We start from the raw sequence: 23,415 nt of genomic DNA, 5'->3' as shown, positions 1-23,415 counted from the left end.
AGCCCGGAACGGGAATCGTGACTTCTACCGCGAACACCAGCACGTCCAGCAGGAGACTCCCCGGCGCGGCCGCCGTCGCCCTCGCCGCCACGGCGGCACTGCTCGCGGGGTGTTCCTCGTCCTCCGGCAACAAGTCCGACAACCCCCTCGCGGGCGGCCAGGCGGGCGGTGACACCGTCGTCGTCGGCTCCAACAACTTCGCCGAGAGCATCCTCCTCGCCGACATCTACGGCGAGGCTCTCAAGGCCAAGGGCATCAAGGTCACCTACAAGCCCAACATCGGCAGCCGCGAGACCACGTACGGCCTGCTCAAGAACGGCTCCCTCACGGTCCTTCCGGAGTACAACGGCGCCCTGCTGGCCTATCTCGACAAGAGCGCCGCCCCGAAGACGGCCGCCGCCACGACGGCCGCGATCAACGCCAAGCTCGACGCGAAGCTGATGTTGCTCGACGCGGCGCCCGCACAGGACAAGGACTCCGTCACGGTCAACGCGGCCACCGCGACGAAGTACCACCTCACCGACAAGTCCAGCATCGCGGACCTCAAGGACGCCGCCAAGGACTTGGTCATCGGCGGCTCGCCGGAGTTCCAGACCCGGCACCAGGGCCTGGTCGGCCTGAAGGACGTCTACGGACTGGAGTTCAAGTCCTTCAAGGCGCTCGACGCGGGCGGCCCGCTGTCCGAGGCGGCGCTGCAGAAGAACACCGTGCAGGCCGCGGACCTCTTCACCACGAACCCGACCATCTCCAAGGAGAAGTTCGTCGTCCTCCAGGACACGGAGAACCTCTTCGGGTTCCAGAACGTGCAGCCGCTGGTCTACAAGCCGGGACTGTCCCAGAAGGGCGTCGACGCGCTCAACGCCGTCTCGGCCAAGCTCGACACCGCGGCCCTGCTCGACCTCGACACCCAGGTGCAGCTCGGCAACAAGGACCCGCTCGACGCCGCCCAGGCCTGGCTGAAGTCGGCGGGCCTGGACTGACCCGTCCGCCGTGGAGACCACCGCGGACGGACGGTGACTACGTCGACGTGCGGTAGGTGCAGCGCGTGCGGTGGGCAGTAAGCAGGACGAGGTCCTGGAGGCAGTACGCCCCGGCCCCGGGGAACCCCCTGTTCCCTGGGGCCGGTTCGGTGTCCGGTGAGCCGGGCGGCACGGCCGCCGGGGCGGCGCCGGACGAGGTCATCCGCGGGACGGCTCCTTCACCTGCGCCGCCGGGGTGCCGCGGTCCTGGCGCGGCGGGGCGGGAACCCCGACCAGCAGGGCGACGAGGCCGAGGACGACCACGCAGCCGATCAGGTAGATGACGTAGTTGATGCTGCCGGTCCCGTCCTGGATCCAGCCCGCGACGTACGGGATGACGAAGCCGGAGAAGGTGCCCATCGAGTTGATGATGGCCAGCGCGCCGGCGATCGCCGCACCGCTGAAGAACCGGCCGGGCAGGGGCCAGATCAGCGGGAAGGCAGCGGTGATGCCCGAGGCCGCGATGGTGAACAGGATGATCGACAGGACCGGGTTGTGCACCCAGGTGGTGACGACCAGCGCCGCGATGCCGATGGCCTCCGCCACCGCGATGTGCCAGCGCCGCTCCTGCGTCCGGTCGGAGTGGCGGCCCAGCCAGATGGTGGCGACGGTCCCCGCCGCGAAGGGCACTGCCGTGACGAGTCCGATCTCACCCGAACTGAAGTGGCCGAGCGTACCGACGATGGTGGGCAGCCAGAAGCTGATCAGGTAGAAGCCGGAGAGCAGGGCGAAGTACACGAAGCCGAACACGTACAGCCGCGGCTCGCGCAGGGCCGCGCGGAAGTTGTGGTGCTGTTCCGTGTGGACCGTGGAGTTGTCGTCCTTCAGGAGTTCCTTCTCCTCGGCGGTCAGCCAGCGGGCGTCCTGCGGTCCGTCGTCCAGGACGCGGGGCAGGAGTATGCCCAGGATGAGGGTCGGCACTCCCTCGATGAGGAGCAGCCACTGCCAGCCGCTGAGCCCGAGTGCGTGGTGCAGCTCCTGGATGATCTCGCCCGAGATCGGGCTGCCGAACGCTCCCGCGAACGCCGCCGCGGCCAGGAACCACGCGCTCGCCGCGCCGCGGCGCCGCTCCGGGTACCAGTACGTCAGATAGAGCAGGACACCGGGGACGAAGCCGGCCTCGAACGCGCCCAGCAGGAAGCGCAGGACGTAGAACTCGGCCGGCGAGGTCACGAGGGCGGTGCCGGCGGACGCCAGGCTCCACAGGACCATGATCGTCGACAGGGTGCGCCGGGCCCCGAACCGGGTCATCAGCAGGTTGCTGGGGACCTCCAGGGCGATGTAGCCGATGAAGAAGATGCCCGCGCCGAGGCCGAAGGCGGCGTTGCTGAGATGCAGGTCCTGCTGCATCTGGAGCTTGGAGAAACCTATGTTCACCCGGTCGAGGAACGCGACCGTGTAGCAGGCGAAGATGAAGGGGATCAACCGGCGGTTGACCTTGCGGTAGACCTGGTCCAAGGGGTTGTGCGGCATCGCTTTCTCTTCTCCCTCCCGTGCGGCGGATGTCTCGGTCATCTGATCCGCACCCGCTCTTTGGCCATGTCGTCCACGGAGTTGACCCCGATGAGCTGCATGGTCGTGACCATCTCCGTACGGAGGATCTCCAGGACGCGGTCGACGCCGGCCTCTCCGCCCGCCATCAACCCGTACAGGTACGCCCTGCCGATGAGTGCGGCGCGGGCGCCGAGACCGACCGCGGCGAGGATGTCCGAACCGGACATCACGCTTCCGTCGACGTAGACCTCGGCGCGGTCCCCGACGGCCGCCGCGATGGCCGGTAGCTGCTCCAGCGGCGTCGGCGACTGGTCGAGCTGGCGACCGCCGTGGTTGGAGACGACGACGGCGTCCGCGCCGGCGTCGACCACCGCCTGGGCGTCGGCGACCGTCTGGATGCCCTTGACGATCAGGTGCCCGGACCACTCGTCCCGCAGCCAGCGCAGGTCGGCGACGGTGGTGCTGGGGTCGAAGACCTGGGTGGCCAGTTCCGAGACCGTTCCGGCGAACGAGGACAGCGAGGCGAACTGGAGCGGCTCGGTGGTCAGGAAGTCGAACGTCCAGGCGGGGTGCCGGATGCCGTCCAGGAAGGTCGACGCGCTCAGGGCCGGGGGGATCGTCATGCCGTTGCGCACATCCCGCAGGCGCAGCCCGCCGACGGGCGTGTCCACCGTGAGCACCAGTGCCTCGTAGCCGCTCCGCGCCGCGCGGCGGACGAAGTCCCTGCTCGCCTCGCGGTCGCGCCACAGGTAGAGCTGGAACCATCGGCGTCCGCCCGGCGCCTGCTCGGCCAGCTTCTCGATGGAGGTCGTGCCCATCGTGGACAGGGCGTACGGCAGCCCGGCCCTGGTCGCGGCCCGCGCGACGGCGGGCTCGCCGGCGTGGTGCATCATCCGCGTGAAGCCGGTCGGAGCCAGCACCAGGGGCATGGCGGCGGGCCGTCCCAGCACGGTGGTCGAGGTGTCCACCTTCGTGACGTCGCGCAGCACGCCCGGCGTGAACTCGACCCGCTCGAACGCCTCGCGGGAGCGGCGCATGCTCACTTCCCGCCCGGCGCCGCCGTCGGTGTAGTCGAAGACCGCCCGCGGCACGCGGCGCTTCGCCTGCCGGCGGAGGTCTTCGATCGAGGCGGCCTGCCGCAGTCGACGGGTCGTGGGGCTCTCTGCGGACAGGTTGGTGCGGAGCAGCGGTCGCAGCTCCGACCAGCGGGGGAGTTGTCGGCGGGTCATCGCCAGCCTCCAGGAAATGAGAGGGCGGATAGAGACTCCCTGTACGCTGCATGCTGAATGCAGCATGCGGGCACGCCTTGAAGGATGCGACTCCGAGTGGCGGAAAACAAGAGCCCGGTATGCTGCATGCATCACGCGAAGGAGTGGCAATTGATCCGATTCGAACCGGTTCAGCGGCCGTCGTCGCTGACCGACCTGGCCTACACCCGGCTGCGTGCCGCCATCCTCGACGGCGATCTGGCGCCCGGGGAGGCGATCAGTGTCGTCGCCCTCTCCGAGCTCCTCGACATGAGCCGCAGCCCGGTGCGGGCGGCCGTCGAGCGGCTGACCGCGGAGGGCCTGTTCTCCCTGTCGGGCGGCAGTCCGGTGGTGCGGGAGGTCAGCAAGGCCGATCTGCTCGACGCGCTCCAGATCAGGGCGCCGCTGGAGGGACTGGCGGCGGAGCTGGCGGCGCCGAGGCTGACCGAGGAGCAGACGACCGAACTCGCCGAGCTGAACGAACGCTTCGCGGCGGCCGTGTCGCAGGGCGACAGCAAGGCGGCCCGCAAGGCCGATCTGGAGTTCCACCAGCGCGTCCAGGCCGAGTGCGGCAACGCCATGCTGGTGGAGCACCTGGACCGCGTGCAGTCGTTCCTCGTGCTCGCCGCGTACTCCGCCGCGTGGGAGCACACCTGGGACCAGGCGGTGCCGGAACACGCGGCGATCATCGACGCCCTGCGAGCGCGTGACCCCCGGGCGGCGTGCCTGGCCGCCTCGGCGCATGTCAGCCGGGCGCGGGAGCGGGCGCAGCGGGAGTTCGCTCGGTGAACCTGCCGGACAGCTCCCGAACTGCGGTGACGATCCCATAGGGTGCGGCGGACGGTGGCGGTGCCGAGGTCTTCCCCGCGCACGCCGAGGAGTTCGCCCTTGTGCAGGCCGGTGCGCAGGGCGAGTTCGAACGTCGTGCCCACCCCCTCGCGCGGGATGCACGGCCGCCGTCCGTCGCGAACATCCGCCTACCGAAGCAGCCTGCACCGTGCACAATGCAATTTTCAACTTGCTGGTTGCGAGGAGTTGTTGGCGGATGCCAGAGTGTCCGTATCGCCGGAGGCCGATGAACGTAGCGGCTGAGCAGCTCGGTTGGGGGACCGGGCTGTGCGTTCAGTCATCTGCGGCGCGGGGGACACGGGGCGCGCGTCCGGGCGTCCGGCGGCGGGCACCGGCCAGGGTGCCCAGGCAGACGAAAGGCGCACGGCGATGGCTCCGCCCTCCCTCCCCCTGTCCTCCGCCCGCCTGCCCGCGGGTGATTCCCTCCGCCGATCCGGTGTTTTCTACCTCCGGGCCGTCCCGGCCACGGTCGGCGCGGCCCGCAGCAGCGTCCGGGGGCTGCTCCGCCGGTGGGGCACCGGCGCGGAGACGAGCGAGAACGCCGTTCTGGTGATCTCCGAACTCGTCACCAACGCGGTGCTGCACACCGCGAGCGAACGCGTCGTCTGCCGGGTGAGCACCGACGGCCAGCGGCTGCGCATCGAGGTCGAGGACCAGAGCCTGAGCGGCACCGTGCCGGCCCGGGGCTGCCCCGGCCTCGACGACCAGGGCGGCCGCGGGCTGATGCTCGTCTGCGCCCTGAGCATCGACTGGGGCGTGCAGGGCGCCCCGCGCGGGTCCGGGCGCGTCGTCTGGGCCGAGCTGGCACCGGAGCCCGGCGAAGTGATCGCGGGCGGCCCGCCGCCCACCCCGCATCTGTAGGCCCGTCCCCACCCGGCCGACCGAGCCGACGGGGCGCACCGGCGGGGAGGGCGCGAGCGCACGCCCGGACCTCTCCACCCCTGCGCAGGGCCCCGGAGGTGAACGAGCACCAAGGACTGTCACCCCCCACGGAACGACCGCACGCCCCCGAACCGCTGCCTTGTTCGTCCCTCAGCCGACCGTCCCCCAGCCGGCAGTCTCCGGGTCAGCCGTTCCTCAGCCGGCGGTCTCCGGGTCAGCCGTCTCCCGGTCGGCCGTCCGCCTCCGCCGGGCGGCTGCCCCTGCCCGACGAGCTGGCCGCCACCCTGGGTTACGACGCCGTGGGCATCCCCCGGGAGCACAGCGAGAAGATCACGAGCCGTCTCTTCCGTATCGGCTGCGTCTTCGCCGACGACCTCAGCTGGTGGTGGATCGTCCCGGAAGGCTCCGACATCGGTGTGACCTGGCCGCCGTCGACGTCCTACGCGGTCGGCGCGTGCCTTCGGCGGTCCGCCGGCCCGGCGACGGACGTGCGGCTCGCCGACCCCTCCTGGGGCAGCCCCCGTCCCAGCCGGCCGCTGCTGATCCACCGCCCGGACGGTGACTCTCCGTACACGCCGCTCGTCCCGTTGTACTTTCTGGCCTGCCGCCTGGCCGGCAGCGCCCCGCACTGGTCCCCGGGTGTTCGGCGCCTGAGGCGGCTTTGGGTCTCGGGCGCCTCGTCGGTCCCTCTCCGGATGACGTCCGGCGCCCGGTGGCGCATCCTTGCAGGGGCGCGATCGGGGTACCCGGATGCCCTGAGCGAGCGACGGGAGAGGTGCCGGCGCCTCCCCCTCGACAGCGGGCGGTGTGTGGGCATGACCAAGAACGAGACAAGCGGCAAGGGGGGAGTCTCCAGCAACGCGGTGTTCGGTGCGCCGTGCTGGGTCAGCCTGACCACGCGGGACGTCGAGACCACGGAGGAGTTCTACCGGGCCGTGTTCGGCTGGGAGTGGCGGTCGAACAGCCTCGGTGACCGGTTCAGGGTCGCGCAGGTGGACGGGGTGCCCGTCGCCGGGATCGCGGCGGTGGCCTCGATGTGGCAGATGGCCGTGGCCTGGACCGTGTACTTCGCGGTCCCGAGCGCCGACGAGGTCGCGGCCCGCTGCCGCGAGCGCGGCGGCACGACGGCCGTCGGCCCGCTCTCCCTGCCGCCGGGCCGGGCGGCCCTCCTCGCGGACCGCGACGGAGCCGTCTTCGGCATCTGGGAGGGCCGGCTCCTGACGGACTGGGAGCAGTGGCGCGAGGCCGCTCCCACCTTCATCCGGCTGCACACCCGCAACGCCTTCGACGCCGCCATCTTCTACGGGGAGGTCCTCGACTGGGCGTCCTCGCGCCAGGGCTGCTGCGAGGTGCAGTACGACGGTGACGAGGTCGTCCTGCGCAGCGGGGAAGTGGTGGTGGCGCGGATCCACTCGGGGGCCGTGGAGTCGGCGCCGGACCCCACGATCCGCCCGCACTGGCAGGTGAACTTCGCGGTCGCCGACGTCGCCGCCTGCGTACGGACCGCCCTCACTCATGGCGGCGAGGCGCTGCAGTGGGAGGAGGGTGCCGAGGAGGCGGTCCTGGCCGATCCGGACGGTGCCCGCTTCACGGTGACCTCCCAGCGGGAGCGCTGAACCCGGCCCGGCTCCCTGGGGCCCCGGCGGGCGGGGCCCGGTGGGTGCCCGTGGTGGGGAGGCCGGGCTCAGGACGTGGCCGAGTCGGCGGTGGGGGACGGTGCCCGGCGGCGGCGCAGCAGGCGCCGGCGTGGCTCCTGGTCCGGCAGCCAGCCGAAGGCCAGACAGCTTCCCGTCGCGCCCAGCAGCAGGCCGACCAGAAACCCGCCGAGGTTGGACGTGACCCAGGTGCCGAGGGACACCAGGATGCCGACGATCGAGTAGAAGAGCCGCTGCGCGGGGTTGAAGAGGACCAGCAGACCGCACAGCAGCATCACCGTCGGCAGCAGATAGCCCGCGAGGCCCTGCATGCCGATGTGCAGGACCACCTTCAGCGATGCCTTCTCCGTGAGGAGGATCTCCGCCCCGCCCAGCGCGAGCAGCAGCCCGCCCCAGAAGGGGCGGTTCCCCCGCCAGCTCCGGAAGGCGGACCTCGCCCGGCCGGACATCAGCACCCCGTGTCGTGGAAGCCGAGATGGAGCCCGGGCAGGGTGAACACACCGGCCGTGGTGGCGTAGTTGGTCTGCCGCAGGTTGTCGATGTGCACGGTGTCGGCCTGCTGGCTGAAGACGCCCTTGGCGCCCTGCACCCCGCCCTTGTCCAGGGTGCTCGCGTCGTTGCCGATCTCGATGCCGTGGAACGAGGCGTTGCCGGACATCACGGTGGAGTCGGTGGTCAGACCGGTGGCGGTCACCTTGTCCTTGCCGCCGCCGGCGGTGATGTACAGGTTGGTCCCGCCCAGGTCGACACTCTGGCACAGCTTGGTGAGCGTCGCGTTCTTCACCACGGAGGTGACGACCAGCACCTGGCCGCCGGTGTCGCCGGCGTTCGGGCTGTCCTCCGCCATGGTGTCGAGGTTGCCGAACTGCTCGAAGCCGGTGCCGTCCAGGTCGACGGCGGTGACCGTGAAGGGCATGCCGGAGATCGCGAACTGCACGCCCAGCGCCCCCTGGGCGGTCATGATCGCGAGACCCGCGGCGAGGGCGGTCGCAGGCACCGCCATCACCGCGGCGCGGCGCAGGCGGACCCTCCCTCGTCTCGCGGGCGACCTCTTGGCGGTGGAACCGCTTTCTCGGTGCTCGGGGGTGGAACCGGGGGACGCCGTGGCGTCCGAGGACGAGGCCATGTCTGCTCCTGGGCATAGTCAATGCGGGGAGGGCTGCACGGGCGCGGTGTCCTGGCGCGGACAGCGGCTGCCGCGCGACGCCTCCTCACACCTCCCGGCGTGCGCAAGGGCTTTCTCGTGGCGCGGCAGTTACCGACGAGAAAGTTACCGATGGTTACACAAAGGGTCAAGGGACTTGTGGCAGAACGGTGTCGATGGCGTGACGCCCATGCGAGGAAGGCGTCGGCGTCGCACCCGGCGCACCGTCCCTCCACCTGGTCCGCGCTGACGCCACGCTCCAACTTCCTTACAACGTATTGACGGTGATGGTGCATCAGGTTTACAACTTCGACTGTTTCCCATGTTTTCCACGGATCCGTGGCGCCGGATCCGTCGCACCGCGCACGTCGCTCTCCCGGCCCCGTCCGCCTGGGGCGTCGGCGACGCCCCCGTCCGCGCGGTGCACTGCACGGATCCCCTCACCTTCCGACCGCGATCCGTTCGTTCTCCCCCGCGGCACCGGCACGGCCGCCCTCCCCTGTGCGCGGCCGGCCCCGGCGGCCGACGGTCGCTGCCGGCCCGTCCCGTCCCGTACGCAGAAGGCGTCCCGGACCGGCAACGGCACCCATCACCCGCACAGCTCCCCGTTTCGGAGAAGAGGCCCCCCATGCGTACGACTCGATCTCTGCTCGCCCTCACCGGTGCCGCCGCGGCGCTCGCCGTGGCCGCGGCCTCCCCCGCCTCCGCGGACGGCGCGGTGCTCACCGCCTCAGGCACCGCCGTCGCCGCCGGCGACGTGCTCAACGCCTCGCTGGCGAGCGGCACCACCGCCACGCTCTCCTCCAGCGCCTCCGGCGCCAGCGGCGTCTCCTGCACCTCGTCCGCGTTCACCGCCACCGTCACCGACAACCCGGCCGCGCCCGGCACCGCCACGGAGTCGGTCACCGGCCACACCTTCACCAGCAGCAGCTGCACCAGCAATGTCACCGGTGTCCTGGGCGTCACCGACATCACCGTCGACCATCTGCCCTACACCGCGACGGTCGCCTCCGACGGGACGCTCACCGTCACCCCGCCCGCCGGCTCCACCGTCCAGACCACGGTCAGACTGCGCACCCTGCTCGGCACGATCACCTGCGTCTACCAGGCCCCCAGCCTGACCGGCAAGGCCGACAACGCCGACCACAGCCTCGCCTTCACCAACCAGCAGTTCACGAAGTCCTCCGGCTCGTCCCTGTGCTTCGCCAACGGCTACTTCACGGCGAAGTACGCCCCGGTCACCGACACCAGCCAGCCGGGGAACCCGGCGGTCAGCGTCAACTGAGCCGGAGCTCCAAGGCCGCCTCCGGCCCGCCCGGACCGGAGGCGGCCGTTAGCGTAGGACCATGGCAACGGAGAGCGCCCGAGGGGCGGTCGGAGTGATATGTCCGGGCTGCGGCTCGCCCCGCGCGCGGCCGGTACCGGAGGTCTGCGCCGGCCGGACGGCCCGGAGCGAGGGCCTGGCCGACCGGCTGGCGGGGTCGCCGGACGTGCCGTCGCGGTTCGACAGCTCCCTGCACGTCGTGGAGGGCATGCTGCTGGCCGGCGTCGGTATCGCCGTCGCCTACGGCGGCATCGACGGCGGCAAGCCGCTCCACACCGCCGGCGGCTGCCTGCTCGCCGTGCTGCTGCTCATCGGCACGATCGTCGTGGTGCGGGGCGAGAGCCGCGAGCGGGCCCTCGTGGCGGCGGGCGCGCCCCACGCCCACGCGCTGTGGCGATCGGCGTACTACTGCGCCGGGTGCGCGTCGGTGTTCTGCCCCGGCGGCACACCATGGCAGGGTCGGCTGACACCGGAGCAGTTCAAGAAGCTGGTGTGGACCGAGGCCGGCTACGGACCGCAGCTCGAGGAACGGTTCACGGACGTGCACCTGCCGTCCGGGATCCCGGCCGGCCCCGGAGGAAGCCCCGACCATGTCTGACGCCCCCGTGATCCTCGCCGACGAGCCGGGTTCCTTCGCACACGGTGTGCTCGCCGGGCGCCACCCCGCCCTCATCCGCGCGGTGCGGGACGCCTTCCCCTACGGCCCCGGGCAGCGGCGGGCGCTCGACGCGCTGCTGACCAGCGCCACCGAGGGCGTCATCGAACCGCTCGGCACCGAGGACGACGAACGCTGGGCGGAGTGGGGCGCCCGCCGCTACCTCGGCCGCTCCTGGTTCGAGGTCCCCTTCCTGTGGTCCGAGAGCTACTTCTACCGCCAACTCCTCCAGGCTGTCGGCTACTTCGGCCCGGGCCCCTGGCAGGGCATCGACCCCTTCCGCCCCCTCAAGCTCGCCGAACTCGACGCTCCGGAGACGGACGAGGAACTCGCGGCGCTCGACCGGCTGACGGGGCAGCCCGAACAGGAGCAGGCACGGGCACTGCTCCACGGCTCGCTCTGGGGCAACCGCGCGGACCTCGGCTTCCGGCTCTCCGCACCCGGCGCCACCACGGCGGTCTCCCAGCTCGTCGCCGACGACAGCGAGACGCTCTGGTCGCTGCTGCCCGCCGGCACCGTCTGCCTGGTCGCCGACAACGCGGGCCGGGAGCTGATCCCCGACCTGCTGCTCCTCGATCATCTGCTGCGCCACGGGCGGGCCCGGCGGGCGCTGCTGCACGTGAAGCCGTACCCCTACTACATCTCCGACGCCACGACGGCCGATGTCGTGGACGCGGTACGCCGGCTGACCGCGGCCGACGGCGCGGCCGCCGACGCCGGGGAGCGGCTGTGGGCGGCGCTGGCCGACGGCCGTCTCGACGTCCGGGCGCACCCTTTCTCCTGCGCCCCGCTGCCGTACGCGGACATGCCGCAGGACCTGCGCGCCCAGTTCGCCGCGGCGGACCTGACGATCTTCAAGGGCGACCTCAACTACCGGCGCCTGGTGGGCGACCGGCGCTATCCGCCGACGATCCCGTTCGCGGACACCACCGCCTATTTCCCCGGCCCGGTGGCGGTGCTGCGCACCCTGAAGTCCGACGTGGTCGTCGGCCTGGACGCGGCCACGGAGGCCGCCCTGGTCGCCGCCGAGGGACAGCGATGGCGCACCAACGGCACGCACGCGCTGATCCAGGTCCGGCCCTGACCCTCAAGTGACGTGCACAGCCGGTGATGTGACGCCGTCGATGCAGTGGGAGACGAGCCGTCCCGGCGGCGTGGCCGGCCGAGCACGTCGGGCTCGTCCCGCCGGACGACGGGACGGTGCTCGCGCAGGGTGCGGCACGCCGCGTGGGGCACCCCGTCGGCGTACCGGCGGGGTCGAAGACGTCGGGCGTCGGGGACGGGCGGCGACTGCCGTACGGTCACGCCGGGGCGTCCTCGGCCCGCAGGAAGTCCTCCACCGTGCGGATCAGATCGAGGGGCGCCTCGTCCATCGCGTAGTGGCCGACCGACGGCAGTTCGACCAGCGAGCCGCCGGGATACCAGCGCAGCCAGGTCTCGCGCAGCAGCCCCGCCGTCAGCGCCGGGTCGAGCGCGCCCGCGACGGCCAGCGCGGGCACGGTCGCCCCCTCGACCTCGGCGTGGAAGTCCTCCCCGGCCCACGAGTCCAGCCACGCCCGGAACGCCGTCGCGTCGCTGGTGGCCAGCGACCGCGCGACCATACGGTCCAGCCAGGCGGCCGGGGCCCGGCCGCCGGTGGTGACATCGAGGATGGCGCGCCGGTTCGCCGGCTGGTGGGCGGCCCCCGCGAACAGCTCCCACTGGTCGGCGGGCAGCGCCACCCCCGAGGCCGGGACGGGCGAGACACCGACGATCCGGCGCAGGCGGCCTGGGGCCAGCGCGAGCAGCCGCTGCGCGACCGCGCCGCCCATCGAGTGCCCGATCACCGAGAACCGGTCCCAGCCCAGCCGGTCCGCCAGTACCACGAGGTCGGCGGCGGCCTCGGCAGTCCCGAACGCGCCGGGCGCGTCCTTCGCCGCCCCGTACCCGCGCAGATCCACCAGGGCGTAGGTGAAGGCGCGGCGGTCGAGATCCGGCAGCACCGTCGCGTACGCGGCCCGGTCGGCGAACCAGCCGTGCACCGCGAACACCTTGTGGGCGCCGTCGCCGTGCACTTCATGAGGCAGTACGAAGGAGGTCATGCGACCACCGTGGCCCCGGGGAGGAGGGGCGGCAAGAGGATGTGACGTCCCGTCCCCCGGAAAGCCGCCGCAGCCCCGGCCGCGGAAGGCTCCCGCGCCCCGGATTCACGCGATGGTGTGATCACATCCCGTCACACGGATGGCCCGCTCGGCCCACGGGTAGTGCCCGGCCATGACGCAGCCGTTCCAACTCCCGCACTTCTACATGCCGTACCCCGCGAGGCTGAACCCGCATCTCGACGAGGCGCGGGCCCACTCCACGCAATGGGCCCGCGCCATGGGCATGCTGGAGGGCTCCGGCATCTGGGAGCAGTCCGACCTCGAAGCGCACGACTACGGGCTGCTGTGCGCGCACACCCACCCCGACTGCGACGGCCCGGCCCTCTCCCTCATCACCGACTGGTACGTCTGGGTGTTCTTCTTCGACGACCACTTCCTGGAGGCCTTCAAACGCACCCAGGACCGCGACGCCGGCAAGGCCCACCTGGACCGGCTGCCGCTGTTCATGCCCACGGACCCGGCGACCCCCGTACCCGAGCCGGAGAACCCCGTCGAGGCGGGACTCGCCGACCTGTGGGCGCGCACCGTGCCGTCGATGTCGCCCGACTGGCGGCGCCGGTTCGCGGTCGCGACCGAGCACCTGCTCAACGAGTCGCTGTGGGAGCTGTCCAACATCAACGAAGGACGGATCGCCAACCCCGTCGAGTACATCGAGATGCGCCGCAAGGTCGGCGGCGCCCCCTGGTCCGCGGGCCTGGTCGAGTTCGCGACCGCCGAGGTGCCCGCCGCCGTGGCCGAGTCACGCCCGCTGCGGGTGCTCATGGAGACGTTCTCCGACGGCGTCCATCTGCGCAACGACCTGTTCTCGTACCAGCGCGAGGTCGAGGAGGAGGGCGAACTCAGCAACGGCGTCCTCGTCCTGGAGACCTTCTTCGGCTGCACCACCCAGGAGGCGGCGGACACCGTCAACGACATCCTCACCTCACGGCTGCACCAGTTCGAGCACACCGCGCTCACCGAGGTGCCCGCGCTCGCCCTGGACAGGGGACTCACCCCGGACGAGGTCGCCGCGATCGGCGCGTACGCGAAGGGACTCCAGGACTGGCAGTCCGGCGGCCACGCATGGCACATGAAGTCCAGCCGCTATATGAACAAGGACGTCCGCCCCGGGCGCCGCTTCGCCCCGACCGGCCCCGGCACGTCCGCCGCCGACGTCCGCGCACTGCTCGCCGACACCGGGGCCACGGGGAGGCTGCGCGCCTACACCCACGTCCCCTTCCAGCAGGTGGGACCGTCCCTGCTGCCCGACTTCCTGATGCCCTACGAGCTGGAACTCAGCCCGCACCTGGACGGGGCCCGTGCGAGGCTCACGCCCTGGGCGCACCGGACGGGCATCCTCCAGGAGGGCGTCTGGGACGAGGACAAACTCCTCGCCTACGACCTCCCGCTGTGCGCGGCCGGCCTGGACCCGGACGCGACCGGTGAGGCGCTGGACCTCAGCTCCCGGTGGCTCGCCTGGGGCACCTACGGCGACGACTACTACCCGCTGGTCTTCGGTCTGCGGCGCGACCTCGCGGCGGCGCGGGCGTGCACCGAGCGGCTGTCGTCGTGCATGCCGCTCGACGGCGGGGAACTCCCGGTGCCGGCCAGCGGCATGGAGCGCGGTCTGATCGACCTGTGGGCGCGCACCACCGCCGGCATGACCCTCGACCAGCGGCGCACGCTGCGCGCCGCCGTGGACACGATGACCGAGAGCTGGCTGTGGGAGCTGTCCAACCAGCTCCAGCACCGCATCCCGGACCCCGTGGACTACCTGGAGATGCGCCGTGCGACGTTCGGCGCCGACCTCACCAAGAACCTGTGCCGCATGGGCCACGGCCCCCAGGTGCCGCCCGAGGTGTACCGCAGCGGCACGGTCCGCGCCCTGGAGAACGCGGCCATCGACTACGCGATGCTGATCAACGACGTGTTCTCGTACCAGAAGGAGATCCAGTACGAGGGCGAGATCCACAACGCCCTGCTCGTCGTGCAGAACTTCTTCGGCTGCGACTACCCGACGGCCGTGCGGATCGTGGGCGACCTGATGACCCAGCGCATGCGGCAGTTCCAGCATGTCGCCGACCGCGAACTTCCCGTGCTCTACGACGACTTCGACCTCTCGAAGGAGGCCCGGGCCATCATGGACGGCTATGTCGTGGAACTGCAGAACTACATGTCCGGCATCCTGAACTGGCACCGCGGCTGCCATCGCTACGGCGCGGCCGACCTGGCCCGGCGCACCCACGGTTTCGTCCCGGACCTGGCGTCGGCCGTACGCCGGCGGCCGGAGCCGGCACCCCGCTGACCGCGTCCGGACCGAGCCGAGGCGGTACGAACGGAAGGCGATCCATGGACCAGACCGCGTCGCGCCCCGACCCGGTGCCCGGCGGGGGGCGGTCGTCCGGCCCCGCACGGCGCCCGCAGGCCCCTGCGCGCCGGGGCGGACGCCTGACCACCCTGCTGTGCGCCCTGGTCGTCGGGACGTTCATGGTGCTGTCCGGGGTGGGACTCGGCACGGTGGGCGCCACGGTCACCGGCATGAGCAGGCTCGCCCAGATGAAGCGGCACGCGGCGGCGTCCGGGCGGTTCACACCGGTCCTCGGCGGCCGGTCGCGGGACGCCGTGCTGCACGCCCCGGCGCACACCACCACGGCCCACGGGGGCGGTGCGGACCCCGTGCCGGCGCTCCCGCGGGTCACACTCGGCGTCGAGGCCGTCGACGCCGCGTCCGGCGGCGCGCTCCTGGCCGGCGTGCGCGTCCCCGGTGCGGGCCACACCGCGGGTCTCGTGCGCGGCGACGTCCTGCTCGCCCTCGACGGAACGCGCCTCGGCTCGGCCGCCGACCTCGCGCACGCGATCGCCGCCGTCCGCCCCGGCACCCCCGTCACCCTCACCGTCCGCCACGCCGACGGCACCCGTGCGCACCTGACCGCGACCCCCGGCGTCCTCACCTGAGCCGTTCCGCCGCCCGTCCCCGCCACCGGCACGCCGCGGGCCGCCATGGCCGCAATACGCTCGCGTCCGTCCCGGTGGAAGGGCAGGATGCTGCCCGTAGACCCTGGGAGAATCCGGACCCGCGGAGGACATGGATGACCGGCACGCCCGCGCACCCCGGCCAAGGCGGCCCCGCGCCCTTCACCGCCGACGACTACGCGGCCCGTATGCGACGCGCCGCCCAGGCCGCCGACGCCGCCGGGCTCGCCGGGCTGCTGATCGCGCCCGGACCCGACCTGGTGTGGCTGACCGGGTACCGGCCGGCGGAGACCGAACGCCTCACCCTGCTGGTGCTGAGGGCCGGGCACGACCCCGTCCTCGTCGTGCCCACCCTGGAGGCGCCCGACGCCGCGGAGGCGGCCGGCGGACCCGCGCTGACGCTGCGCGACTGGACCGACGGCAAGGACCCGTACGAGAGTGCCGCCGCCCTGCTGCGGCCCGACGGCCGCTACGGCATCAGCGACAACGCCTGGGCCCTGCATCTGCTCGACCTGCGCGAGCGCCTCCCGGACACCGGGCACCTCGCCCTCACCCGCGCCCTGCCGATGCTGCGGGCCGTCAAGGACACCGCGGAACTGGACCGGCTGGCGGCCGCCGGGGCCGCCGCGGACGCGACGTACGAGGAGATCAGGAAGGTCCCCTTCGCGGGCCGCCGGGAGCGGGAGGTCGCCGCGGATCTCGCCGATCTGCTGCGGCGGTTCGGGCACACGCAGGTCGACTTCACCATCGTCGCCTCCGGCCCCAACGCCGCCAACCCGCACCACGAGGCCGGCGAGCGCGTCATCGAGCGCGGCGACATGGTCGTCCTCGACTTCGGCGGCCTCAAGCACGGCTACGGCTCGGACACCTCCCGCACCGTCCACGTCGGCGAACCGACCGACGAGGAGCGCACGGTGCACGACCTGGTGCGCGCGGCCCAGGAGGCGGGCTTCCGCGCGGTCCGGCCGGGTGCCGCCTGCCAGGACGTGGACCGGGCGGCCCGCGCGGTCATCGCCGACGCCGGGTACGGCGAGTACTTCATCCACCGCACCGGGCACGGCATCGGCGTCACCACCCACGAGCCGCCGTACATGATCGAGGGCGAGGAACAGCCCCTCGTCCCCGGCATGTGCTTCTCCGTGGAGCCCGGTGTCTATCTGCCCGGCCGCTTCGGCGTCCGGATCGAGGACATCGTGACGGTGACCGAGGACGGCGGGCGCCGCCTCAACAACACCCCCCGGGAGATGGCGGTGGTCGACTGAGAGGGCAGGGCCGGCCCCGCCGCGACCGTACGGCGGAGACGGCCGGCCGCCCCGGCACCAGGAGCCCCCAGCACGCCCCCGAGACGACAACGGCACGATCATGACCCAGGCACCGACACCGACGGCGGAGACCGTACGGCGACTCGTCCGCTCCCTGCTCCCCGACGAGGAGGGACCGGACGTGAGGCCCGCCGCCGAGCGCCCGGGACAGTCCACCTGGTGGGTCGGCACCCGCCATGTGCTGCGGCTGGCCACCGACCGCGACGCCTCCGCCCGCCAGCGTCGCGCACTGCGGCTGCGCGCCCTGGTGCGGCCGCACGCCGGGGTCCCGGTCCCGACGAGTGTCGCGCACGGAGAGTGGGCCGCCGGCCTCGGCTACACCCTCGACACCCGGCTGCCCGGCACCACCGGCGAGGAGCCGGACATCTCCGCGCTCGGCGAGGCGGACCTCGCTGCGCTGCTCAGCGGATTGCGCGAGGTGCCCGTGCGTCAGGTCGAGTCGCTCGGCGTGCCCCGCGTCCCGCCCCGCTCGCTGGAGGTGCTCCGGGCCGTCGCCGCGAGCGCCGCCGGCCGCCTCGCCGCCGTCGAGGAGTTCGACCCCGCGCGACTCGCCCAGCTCACCGCGCCCGCCGGCCGCCAGCTGATCACCCAGCCCGGCGCCGCCGTCCTGGTCCACCGCGACCTCGGCGGCGACCACCTCGTGGTGAGCGGCGACGGGCGGGTGCGCGGCGTTCTCGGCTGGTCCGAGGCGGTCATCGGCGACCCGGCCGAGGACATCGCCGCTCTCGCGGTCGCCGTCGGCGCCCCCGCGGCGGTGCGCGCCGCGACGCTCGCGGGCTACGGTGCCCGCCCCTGTCTGCGCGGCCTGTGGCTCGCCCGCTGCGACACGCTCGCCCGCCTCGCCGACGGGCTCGAGGGCCGCGATCCCACCCCGCCGCCCGTCCTGCGCGCACGGCTGCGCCGCGCCTGGGAGGCGATCCTCCTGGAACGGGTCACCGAACTGCCGGACGCCGAGACACCCTAGACCTCCGGGCGCGCGGCCGACCCGCCTCGCACCAGTGGTCCCGCGCCCTCGTCACGCCCAGGTCAGCACCACGCACGACTCGCCGGGCAGATGCAGCACCCCCTCCTCGTCCGGCGGCGGCACGGGCTCCCACGCGGCCAGTACGCGCGCGTGCGGGAGGCCGAGAGGGATTTGCGCGGGCTCCTCGGCGAGATTCACGGCGACCCGTACGTCACCGCGGTGGAAGGCGAACCAGCGGGCGTCCTCGTCGTAGGCGACCTTCACCCCTTCGAGGTCGGGGTCCATCAGGTCGGGCTGGTCGCGGCGCACGGCGATCAGCTCGCGGTACCAGGCCAGCACACGCGCGTGGGGCTCACTGTCCGGCTCGGACCAGTCGAGGCACGAGCGGTCGCGGGTAGCCGGGTCCTGGGGGTCCGGCACGTCCTCCTCGGCCCAGCCGTGGGCCGCGAACTCCCGGCGCCTGCCCCGGCGTACGGCCTCGGCCAGTGCGGGATCCGTGTGGTCGGTGAAGAACTGCCAGGGCGTCCCCGCGGCCCACTCCTCGCCCATGAACAGCATCGGCGTGAACGGCGCGGTGAGCACCAGGGCCGCCGCGCACGCCAGCAGCCCGGGGGAGAGGGACGCCGAGAGCCGGTCCCCGAGGGCGCGGTTGCCGACCTGGTCGTGGGTCTGGGCGTAGCCGAGCAGACGGTGGGCGGAGACTCGCGAACGGTCCAGCGGACGTCCGTGCCGCCGGCCGCGGAACGTCGAGTAGGTGCCGTCGTGGAAGAAGCCGCCCGTCAGGGTCTTGGCGAGCGCCGCGAGGGGCGCCCGGGCGAAGTCCTCGTAGTAGCCCTGCGACTCGCCGGTCAGCGCGGTGTGCAGCGCGTGATGGAAGTCGTCGTTCCACTGGGCGTGCAGCCCGAGCCCGTGCTCCGCGCGCGGGGTGATGACCCGGGGGTCGCCGAGGTCCGACTCGGCGATCAGGAAGAGCGGCCGGCCGGTCTCGGCGGCCAGCGCGTCCACGGACGCGGACAGCTCCTCCAGGAAGTGCAGCGCGCGTGTGTCGTGGAGCGCGTGCACCGCGTCCAGGCGCAGCCCGTCGAGGCGGTAGTCGCGCAGCCAGGTCAGGGCGCTGCCGATCAGATACGCGCGCACCTCGTCCGAGCCCGGCCCGTCCAGATTGACCGCGGCGCCCCAGGGCGTGTGATACGTCTGCGTGAAGTAGGGGCCGAACGCGGGAAGGTGGTTACCGGAGGGGCCAAGGTGGTTGTGGACCACGTCCAGCACGACCCCGAGACCGCGTTCGTGGGCCCGGTCGACAAACCGTTTCAGCGCCTCGGGCCCACCGTACGGCTCGTGCACCGCCCAGAGACTGACACCCTCGTACCCCCAGCCGTGCCGCCCCGGGAACGGGCACAGCGGCATCAACTCGACATGCGTGACGCCCAGTTCCACGAGATGGTCCAGCCGCCGCGCCGCCGCCTCCAGCGTGCCCTCGCGGGTGTACGTCCCCACATGCAGCTCGTACAGCACCGCACCGGGCAGCCCGCGCCCCGCCCACCGGGCACGCCAGTCGAACCGCCCCTGGTCGACCACCGCACTCAGCCCGTCCGGACCGTCCGGCTGGCGGCGCGACCGCGGATCGGGCAGCACGGGGCCGTCGTCCACCGCGAACCCGTACCGGGTGCCGTCCCCGGCCTCCGCCTCACCGGTCCACCACCCCGAGCGCTCCGGATCGCGCTCCAGCGCGCGCGTGGCGCCCTCGCAGTGGAGCGTCACCCGCTCTGCCTGTGGTGCCCACACCTCGAACTGCACGGACGGTTCCCCCTCGTCTGCTCCTCGTGATGTAGCGCGTCCATGGTGCTGCATAAGAGATCAATCAGCCGCCGGATCCACCCGTTTGACACGCCCGAAGGACCCCGACGGCGTCGGCGGTCGTTTTGTCGTTTCCTGGACAGTGCGGGCCGACTGACCGACAATCACCTTCGTGACGTCGTCTTTCGAGTTCCACACGTACCCCGCGCGGCTCTCGGACGCCGAACGTGACAGGGCGCTGAAGATGCTCAGCGACGGCGTCGCCCTGGGGCGCCTGTCGCACGACACGTTCATGCGGCGCATGGAGCTGGCCCTGGCCGCCCGGCAGCCGCAGGAACTGGCCGCGCTCACCGCCGACCTGACCACCGAGAAGCGCTGGTCGCGTCTGGTCTTCGGGACCGTCGAGGCGGTCTCCGGGTTCACCGTGCGGCTGCGCCGCGCCTGGCAGGCCGAGCGGCTGCCGAAGCTGCTGCTGCCCCAGCCGGACAACCCCTATCCGCTGCGGATCGGCCGGGACCCCGCGAGCGGCCTCCGGCTCAGCCACGACACGGTCTCCCGTGTGCACGCCGAACTCCGGCACCAGGGCGGCCTGTGGGTGCTGCGCGATCTCGGCTCGACCAACGGCACCACCGTCAACGGCCGCCGGGTGATCGGCGCCGCGGTCGTCCGCGACGGCGACCAGGTGAGCTTCGGATCGATGGCCTTCCGGCTGGCGACGCAGTAGCGACCACCGCGCCGCCCCGGTACGCCACGCCCCTGCGGCTGGCCCCGTCGGCCACGGCGGGCGCCGCGCCCTCCCGTTCGAGTGAGTCCGGCTGGGGTCCGGGGGCCGCCATGCCGATGCATACGGAATGACGACGAAGACCACCCTCGCCCTGCGCGGCGTCCTGATCGCCGCGACCGCCCTGCTCCCCATGGCGCCGGCCCAGGCCGCGCCCCGGCCGGCCGCCACCGGCAACTGGCTCTATCTGACCGTCGCCAACGGCGATGACCGGTCCCGGGACATCAACGGCACCCTGCTGCTGTGCGACCCGCCCCAGGGCCACTCCGAGGCCGTAGAGGCCTGCGCGGAACTCGACGCGGCGCAGGGGGACATCGGCCGCATCCCGCCCGACGACTCGTTCTGCCCGATGCTCTACGCCCCCGTGACCGTGTCCGCGCGCGGCGAGTGGGACGGCCGCCCGGTGGAGTACAGCCACACCTTCGCCAACACGTGCGAGCTGCAGGCGCGGACCGGAGCGGTGTTCGCGCTCGCGGACCGGGCGCTGCCCGGCGTACGGCACCGGTCGGTTCCGGGCGTACGGCACTGAGCCACGCCTCCGCGCGCGTGCCCGGCGTCCACCGGGGCACGCGCGCGGGGTGGCTGCTTGTGCCCTCGTGCGGGGTGGCGCTTGTCCGCACGCGAGGGGGCGCCTGCGCGGGCGCCCGCGCGCCCGCGTGGCGCGGCGCGTGTGCGCCCGCGCGGGGCGGTGCCGGCGGGTGCGCCCTGGGTGCCCGCCGCCCGTGCCCGTGGGCAGTGCGCGGGGAGCGGTGCCGGGCCGGCCGGCGACGGCACGGGCGTTGACCGAGCCTGGCGCCGGGGGCGCCGCATGCGGTGCGCCGTACGTAGGTCCTCACTCCCCGGCGACCCGCTCCAGCAACGCCACCGGCAGCCGTGCGAAAAGGTCCGCCACGCGCGTGTGCCCCTCGAACCGGCGCTCAGGGGCGAGTACGTCCGCCCACCGGCCGGGTGGCAGCGTGAGGGACGTGTCGCGCCAGCCGCCGCTCTCCGCGAGACGCAGCGACAGCCGGGTGACCGCCGTGAGCACCTCCCCGGACCGCGCGAAGGCCACGCAGTGCGCGGCGGCCGGACCCTCGGCCCGAAGCGGTGTGTACGTCCCCGACGCGCCGAAGACCTCCGGGCGCCGTCCGCGCAGCCGCAGCGCGGCCCCGGTGAGGTCCGCCTTCTGCGAGGGTGCCTCCCGCGGCGCGAACGGCCGCCGGTTGTCCGGGTCGACCAGCGCCCGGTACTCGCCCTCCGTGCCCTGGTAGACGTCGGGCACGCCCGGCATCGTCAGATGAACCAGCGCGGCCCCGAGGACGTTCGCCCGGATGTGCGGCGCCAGCGCGTCCCGCAACTCCGTCACGAGCCGCCCCGGGGCCCCGCACGGCCCCTGGGCGACGAACGCCGCCACGGCCTCCTCGTAGCCCGGGTCCTGCTCGGTCCACGTGGTGTGCAGCCCCGCCTCCCGTACGTGCTTGAGCAGTGCCCCGCCCAGGCGCTCCCGGTCGGCCCGCCCGAGTCCGAAGAGCGTCTGCCAGGCGACCCACGCCAGGTGCGGGTCGGGCCCGGCGTCGCCCGCGCGGGTCACCTCGGCCAGCACGTCGGCCCAGCGCTCCGGGCACTGGGTGAGCACCGAGACCGCGGCCCGCACATCCGCGCTGCGCTTGGTGTCGTGCGTCGACAGCACCGTCCCGGTGGCGGGCCACTCGCGCCGCACGCGCGCGCAGTACGCGTGGAAGTCCTCCGGGGCGACGGCGGGGTCTCCGGGGTCGCCGCCGACCTCGTTCGCGGACAGCAGCGGCACATAGCGGTAGAACGCCGTGTCCTCCACGGACTTGGCCCGCAGCGCCGACGCCGTCTGCGCGAACCTGGCCCGGAACTCGGCGTGGACGGGCCCGTCCCCGGCCCGTCCCAGCGCGAGGTCCCGGACGACGGTCACCGCGTGGGCCTCCTCGGGTACGGCGAAGGCGGCGCGGGCCTCGGCGGCGGCCTCCTCGGTGACGACCGCGGCGGCGTCCCGGGAGGCATACGGCCGGTACACCTCCAGACGGACGAGTAGTTCGCGCAGCGCGGTCCGCAGCGCCCAGGGCGCGTGGTCGTGCAGCGCCGGGTCCGGGGAGGTCGCGCACAGGCGGCTCGCCACGCGGGTGAGACGGTCCATCTCGGTCGCCAGCTCATGGGTGACCACCTCGTACGCGGCGCGCCGCACGGTGGAGGCCCAGTGCCCGCCGCGGTCGCCCACCGGGGCCGCGAACCGCCGGTAGTGGCCGAGCAGGTCCGCGGCGCCCGCGGGGTCCGTGAACAGCCCGTCCACCCGGCGCAGGGCGTCGTATCCGGTGGTGCCCGCGACCGGCCAGGCGGCGGGCAGGTGCTCGCCCGCGGCGAGGATCTTCTCCACCACGGTCCACCGCCCGCCGGTGGCCTCGTGCAGACGGCGCAGATACCCCTCCGGGTCGGCCAGCCCGTCCGGGTGGTCCACGCGCAGACCGTCGACCACCCCCTCGTCCAGCAGCCGCAGCAGCGTCGCGTGGGTCGCCGTGAAGACCTCCGGGTCCTCCACGCGCACCCCGATCAGCTCGGAGATGGTGAAGAACCGCCGGTAGTTCAGTTCCGTACGGGCCAGCCGCCACCACACCGGGCGGTACCACTGGGCGTCGAGCAGGTGCGGCAGCGGCAGCGTCCCGGTGCCCTCGCGCAGCGGGAACACCTGGTCCTGGTAGCGCAGCACGTCCCCGTCGACCTTCAGCCGCCCGATCTCCTCGCCGAGCCGGCGCTCGAGCACGGGCAGCAGCACCTGTCCGCCCTGCGCCTCCCAGTCGATGTCGAACCAGCGCGCGTAGCGCGACTCGGGCCCCTCGCGCAGCACCTCCCACAGGGGGCGGTTGTGGCGCGGGGCGGCGGCCATGTGGTTGGGCACGATGTCCACGACCAGGCCCAGCCCGTGCTCGCGGGCGGTGCGGGCCAGGGCGCGCAGTCCCCTCTCGCCGCCGAGTTCCTCCCGTACGCGCGCGTGGTCGACGACGTCGTAGCCGTGTGCCGACCCGGGGACGGCCTCCAGGACCGGAGACAGATGCACATGCGAGACGCCGAGTGCGGCCAGGTACGGCACGGCCGCCTCGGCCGCGCCGAACGGGAACTCCGGCTGGAGCTGGAGCCGATAGGTGGCGGTGGGCACCGGCGGGGCGGGACGCTCAGGTGTCATGGAGT

Annotated in this window: 21 protein-coding genes; 13 read left to right on the top strand and 8 right to left on the bottom strand. The window is 73.1% G+C overall.

Going from position 1 to position 23,415, the window contains the following annotated elements; all coding sequences use genetic code 11:
• The first annotated feature begins 17 nt into the window (after positions 1-17).
• Positions 18-980: an ABC transporter substrate-binding protein gene (locus ACWD5Q_RS14955; protein ID WP_451427398.1), complete on the top strand. Its 963-nt coding sequence runs from the start codon at positions 18-20 to the stop codon at positions 978-980.
• A 37-nt stretch (positions 981-1,017) separates the two neighbouring features.
• Here ACWD5Q_RS14955 and ACWD5Q_RS14950 read toward each other — a convergent pair whose 3' ends face one another.
• From ACWD5Q_RS14950 to ACWD5Q_RS14940, 3 genes are read right to left on the bottom strand one after another with little or no spacing between them, the layout of a single operon-like run.
• Positions 1,018-1,182 carry a hypothetical protein gene (locus ACWD5Q_RS14950; protein ID WP_451427397.1) on the bottom strand — a complete coding sequence of 55 codons (165 nt, stop codon included), beginning with the start codon at positions 1,180-1,182 and terminating at the stop codon, positions 1,018-1,020.
• Entirely contained in the window at positions 1,179-2,534 is a 1,356-nt protein-coding gene (locus tag ACWD5Q_RS14945) for an MFS transporter (RefSeq protein WP_451427396.1), read from the bottom strand. The genes ACWD5Q_RS14950 and ACWD5Q_RS14945 overlap by 4 nt, the downstream gene beginning before the upstream one ends.
• Positions 2,531-3,742, bottom strand: a complete 1,212-nt coding sequence (locus ACWD5Q_RS14940; protein WP_451427395.1) for an alpha-hydroxy acid oxidase — start codon at positions 3,740-3,742, stop codon at positions 2,531-2,533. Before ACWD5Q_RS14940 ends, ACWD5Q_RS14945 begins: the two co-directional genes overlap by 4 nt.
• Before the next feature lie 150 nt (positions 3,743-3,892).
• Between ACWD5Q_RS14940 and ACWD5Q_RS14935 the strand changes: the two genes are divergently transcribed.
• The 3 genes from ACWD5Q_RS14935 (at position 3,893) to ACWD5Q_RS14925 (ending at position 7,107) form a co-directional block, all read left to right on the top strand.
• On the top strand, positions 3,893-4,549 hold the full coding sequence (locus ACWD5Q_RS14935) for a GntR family transcriptional regulator (protein ID WP_451427394.1): 657 nt from the start codon (positions 3,893-3,895) through the stop codon (positions 4,547-4,549).
• Between the two features lie 429 nt (positions 4,550-4,978).
• Positions 4,979-5,470 (top strand): ATP-binding protein, encoded by a 492-nt coding sequence (locus ACWD5Q_RS14930; protein WP_451427393.1) that lies wholly within the window; start codon positions 4,979-4,981, stop codon positions 5,468-5,470.
• An 836-nt stretch (positions 5,471-6,306) separates the two neighbouring features.
• Positions 6,307-7,107 (top strand): VOC family protein, encoded by an 801-nt coding sequence (locus ACWD5Q_RS14925; protein WP_451427460.1) that lies wholly within the window; start codon positions 6,307-6,309, stop codon positions 7,105-7,107.
• Between the two features lie 68 nt (positions 7,108-7,175).
• Here ACWD5Q_RS14925 and ACWD5Q_RS14920 read toward each other — a convergent pair whose 3' ends face one another.
• Positions 7,176-7,595 (bottom strand): DUF6114 domain-containing protein, encoded by a 420-nt coding sequence (locus ACWD5Q_RS14920; protein ID WP_451427392.1) that lies wholly within the window; start codon positions 7,593-7,595, stop codon positions 7,176-7,178.
• Positions 7,595-8,272, bottom strand: coding sequence for a DUF6230 family protein (locus ACWD5Q_RS14915; RefSeq protein ID WP_451427391.1), 678 nt, complete (start codon positions 8,270-8,272; stop codon positions 7,595-7,597). Before ACWD5Q_RS14915 ends, ACWD5Q_RS14920 begins: the two co-directional genes overlap by 1 nt.
• Positions 8,273-8,918: 646 nt before the next feature.
• On the opposite strand from ACWD5Q_RS14915, the gene ACWD5Q_RS14910 reads away from it, so the two are divergent.
• From ACWD5Q_RS14910 to ACWD5Q_RS14900, 3 genes are all read left to right on the top strand, one after another.
• Positions 8,919-9,575 carry a Tat pathway signal sequence domain protein gene (locus ACWD5Q_RS14910; protein WP_451427390.1) on the top strand — a complete coding sequence of 219 codons (657 nt, stop codon included), beginning with the start codon at positions 8,919-8,921 and terminating at the stop codon, positions 9,573-9,575.
• A 61-nt stretch (positions 9,576-9,636) separates the two neighbouring features.
• The gene (locus ACWD5Q_RS14905; protein ID WP_451427389.1) at positions 9,637-10,212 is read left to right on the top strand and encodes a hypothetical protein; all 576 of its coding nucleotides are present in this window, start codon (positions 9,637-9,639) and stop codon (positions 10,210-10,212) included.
• A complete protein-coding gene (locus tag ACWD5Q_RS14900) occupies positions 10,205-11,353 on the top strand; it encodes a damage-control phosphatase ARMT1 family protein (protein WP_451427388.1) in 1,149 nt (382 codons plus the stop codon). The genes ACWD5Q_RS14905 and ACWD5Q_RS14900 overlap by 8 nt, the downstream gene beginning before the upstream one ends.
• Before the next feature lie 217 nt (positions 11,354-11,570).
• Here ACWD5Q_RS14900 and ACWD5Q_RS14895 read toward each other — a convergent pair whose 3' ends face one another.
• A complete protein-coding gene (locus ACWD5Q_RS14895; protein WP_451427387.1) occupies positions 11,571-12,350 on the bottom strand; it encodes an alpha/beta fold hydrolase in 780 nt (259 codons plus the stop codon).
• 172 nt (positions 12,351-12,522) lie between these two features.
• On the opposite strand from ACWD5Q_RS14895, the gene cyc2 reads away from it, so the two are divergent.
• From cyc2 to ACWD5Q_RS14875, 4 genes are all read left to right on the top strand, one after another.
• On the top strand, positions 12,523-14,694 hold the full coding sequence (gene cyc2 / locus ACWD5Q_RS14890; RefSeq protein WP_451427386.1) for a germacradienol/geosmin synthase Cyc2: 2,172 nt from the start codon (positions 12,523-12,525) through the stop codon (positions 14,692-14,694).
• 44 nt (positions 14,695-14,738) lie between these two features.
• Entirely contained in the window at positions 14,739-15,344 is a 606-nt protein-coding gene (locus tag ACWD5Q_RS14885; protein WP_451427385.1) for a PDZ domain-containing protein, read from the top strand.
• 134 nt (positions 15,345-15,478) lie between these two features.
• Entirely contained in the window at positions 15,479-16,624 is a 1,146-nt protein-coding gene (locus tag ACWD5Q_RS14880; RefSeq protein WP_451427384.1) for a M24 family metallopeptidase, read from the top strand.
• A 100-nt stretch (positions 16,625-16,724) separates the two neighbouring features.
• The gene (locus ACWD5Q_RS14875) at positions 16,725-17,648 is read left to right on the top strand and encodes a phosphotransferase family protein (RefSeq protein ID WP_451427383.1); all 924 of its coding nucleotides are present in this window, start codon (positions 16,725-16,727) and stop codon (positions 17,646-17,648) included.
• 51 nt (positions 17,649-17,699) lie between these two features.
• Here the strand turns inward: ACWD5Q_RS14875 and treZ are convergent, their stop codons facing one another.
• The gene (gene treZ / locus ACWD5Q_RS14870) at positions 17,700-19,445 is read right to left on the bottom strand and encodes a malto-oligosyltrehalose trehalohydrolase (RefSeq protein ID WP_451427382.1); all 1,746 of its coding nucleotides are present in this window, start codon (positions 19,443-19,445) and stop codon (positions 17,700-17,702) included.
• 172 nt (positions 19,446-19,617) lie between these two features.
• Here treZ and ACWD5Q_RS14865 point away from each other — a divergent pair, with 172 nt between their 5' ends.
• A complete protein-coding gene (locus ACWD5Q_RS14865) occupies positions 19,618-20,169 on the top strand; it encodes an FHA domain-containing protein (protein WP_451427381.1) in 552 nt (183 codons plus the stop codon).
• Between the two features lie 127 nt (positions 20,170-20,296).
• Entirely contained in the window at positions 20,297-20,755 is a 459-nt protein-coding gene (locus tag ACWD5Q_RS14860; RefSeq protein WP_451427380.1) for an SSI family serine proteinase inhibitor, read from the top strand.
• A gap of 303 nt (positions 20,756-21,058) precedes the next feature.
• Here the strand turns inward: ACWD5Q_RS14860 and treY are convergent, their stop codons facing one another.
• A complete protein-coding gene (gene treY, locus ACWD5Q_RS14855; RefSeq protein ID WP_451427379.1) occupies positions 21,059-23,410 on the bottom strand; it encodes a malto-oligosyltrehalose synthase in 2,352 nt (783 codons plus the stop codon).
• Between the last annotated feature and the right edge of the window lie 5 nt (positions 23,411-23,415).

The organism is Streptomyces sp. NPDC002513 (assembly GCF_053595355.1).
This window is presented reverse-complemented; position numbering and strand designations above follow the sequence as displayed.

Coding starts and splice junctions, on each gene's coding strand:
- ACWD5Q_RS14930 (WP_451427393.1), top strand. CDS start 4,979: ATGGCTCCGCCCTCCCTCCCCCTGTCCTCCGCCCGCCTGCCCGCGGGT.
- cyc2 (WP_451427386.1), top strand. CDS start 12,523: ATGACGCAGCCGTTCCAACTCCCGCACTTCTACATGCCGTACCCCGCG.
- ACWD5Q_RS14895 (WP_451427387.1), bottom strand. CDS start 12,350: ATGACCTCCTTCGTACTGCCTCATGAAGTGCACGGCGACGGCGCCCAC.
- ACWD5Q_RS14875 (WP_451427383.1), top strand. CDS start 16,725: ATGACCCAGGCACCGACACCGACGGCGGAGACCGTACGGCGACTCGTC.
- ACWD5Q_RS14925 (WP_451427460.1), top strand. CDS start 6,307: ATGACCAAGAACGAGACAAGCGGCAAGGGGGGAGTCTCCAGCAACGCG.
- ACWD5Q_RS14920 (WP_451427392.1), bottom strand. CDS start 7,595: ATGTCCGGCCGGGCGAGGTCCGCCTTCCGGAGCTGGCGGGGGAACCGC.
- ACWD5Q_RS14910 (WP_451427390.1), top strand. CDS start 8,919: ATGCGTACGACTCGATCTCTGCTCGCCCTCACCGGTGCCGCCGCGGCG.
- ACWD5Q_RS14945 (WP_451427396.1), bottom strand. CDS start 2,534: ATGACCGAGACATCCGCCGCACGGGAGGGAGAAGAGAAAGCGATGCCG.
- treY (WP_451427379.1), bottom strand. CDS start 23,410: ATGACACCTGAGCGTCCCGCCCCGCCGGTGCCCACCGCCACCTATCGG.
- ACWD5Q_RS14900 (WP_451427388.1), top strand. CDS start 10,205: ATGTCTGACGCCCCCGTGATCCTCGCCGACGAGCCGGGTTCCTTCGCA.
- ACWD5Q_RS14915 (WP_451427391.1), bottom strand. CDS start 8,272: ATGGCCTCGTCCTCGGACGCCACGGCGTCCCCCGGTTCCACCCCCGAG.
- ACWD5Q_RS14885 (WP_451427385.1), top strand. CDS start 14,739: ATGGACCAGACCGCGTCGCGCCCCGACCCGGTGCCCGGCGGGGGGCGG.
- ACWD5Q_RS14860 (WP_451427380.1), top strand. CDS start 20,297: ATGACGACGAAGACCACCCTCGCCCTGCGCGGCGTCCTGATCGCCGCG.
- ACWD5Q_RS14940 (WP_451427395.1), bottom strand. CDS start 3,742: ATGACCCGCCGACAACTCCCCCGCTGGTCGGAGCTGCGACCGCTGCTC.
- ACWD5Q_RS14950 (WP_451427397.1), bottom strand. CDS start 1,182: ATGACCTCGTCCGGCGCCGCCCCGGCGGCCGTGCCGCCCGGCTCACCG.
- ACWD5Q_RS14905 (WP_451427389.1), top strand. CDS start 9,637: ATGGCAACGGAGAGCGCCCGAGGGGCGGTCGGAGTGATATGTCCGGGC.
- ACWD5Q_RS14880 (WP_451427384.1), top strand. CDS start 15,479: ATGACCGGCACGCCCGCGCACCCCGGCCAAGGCGGCCCCGCGCCCTTC.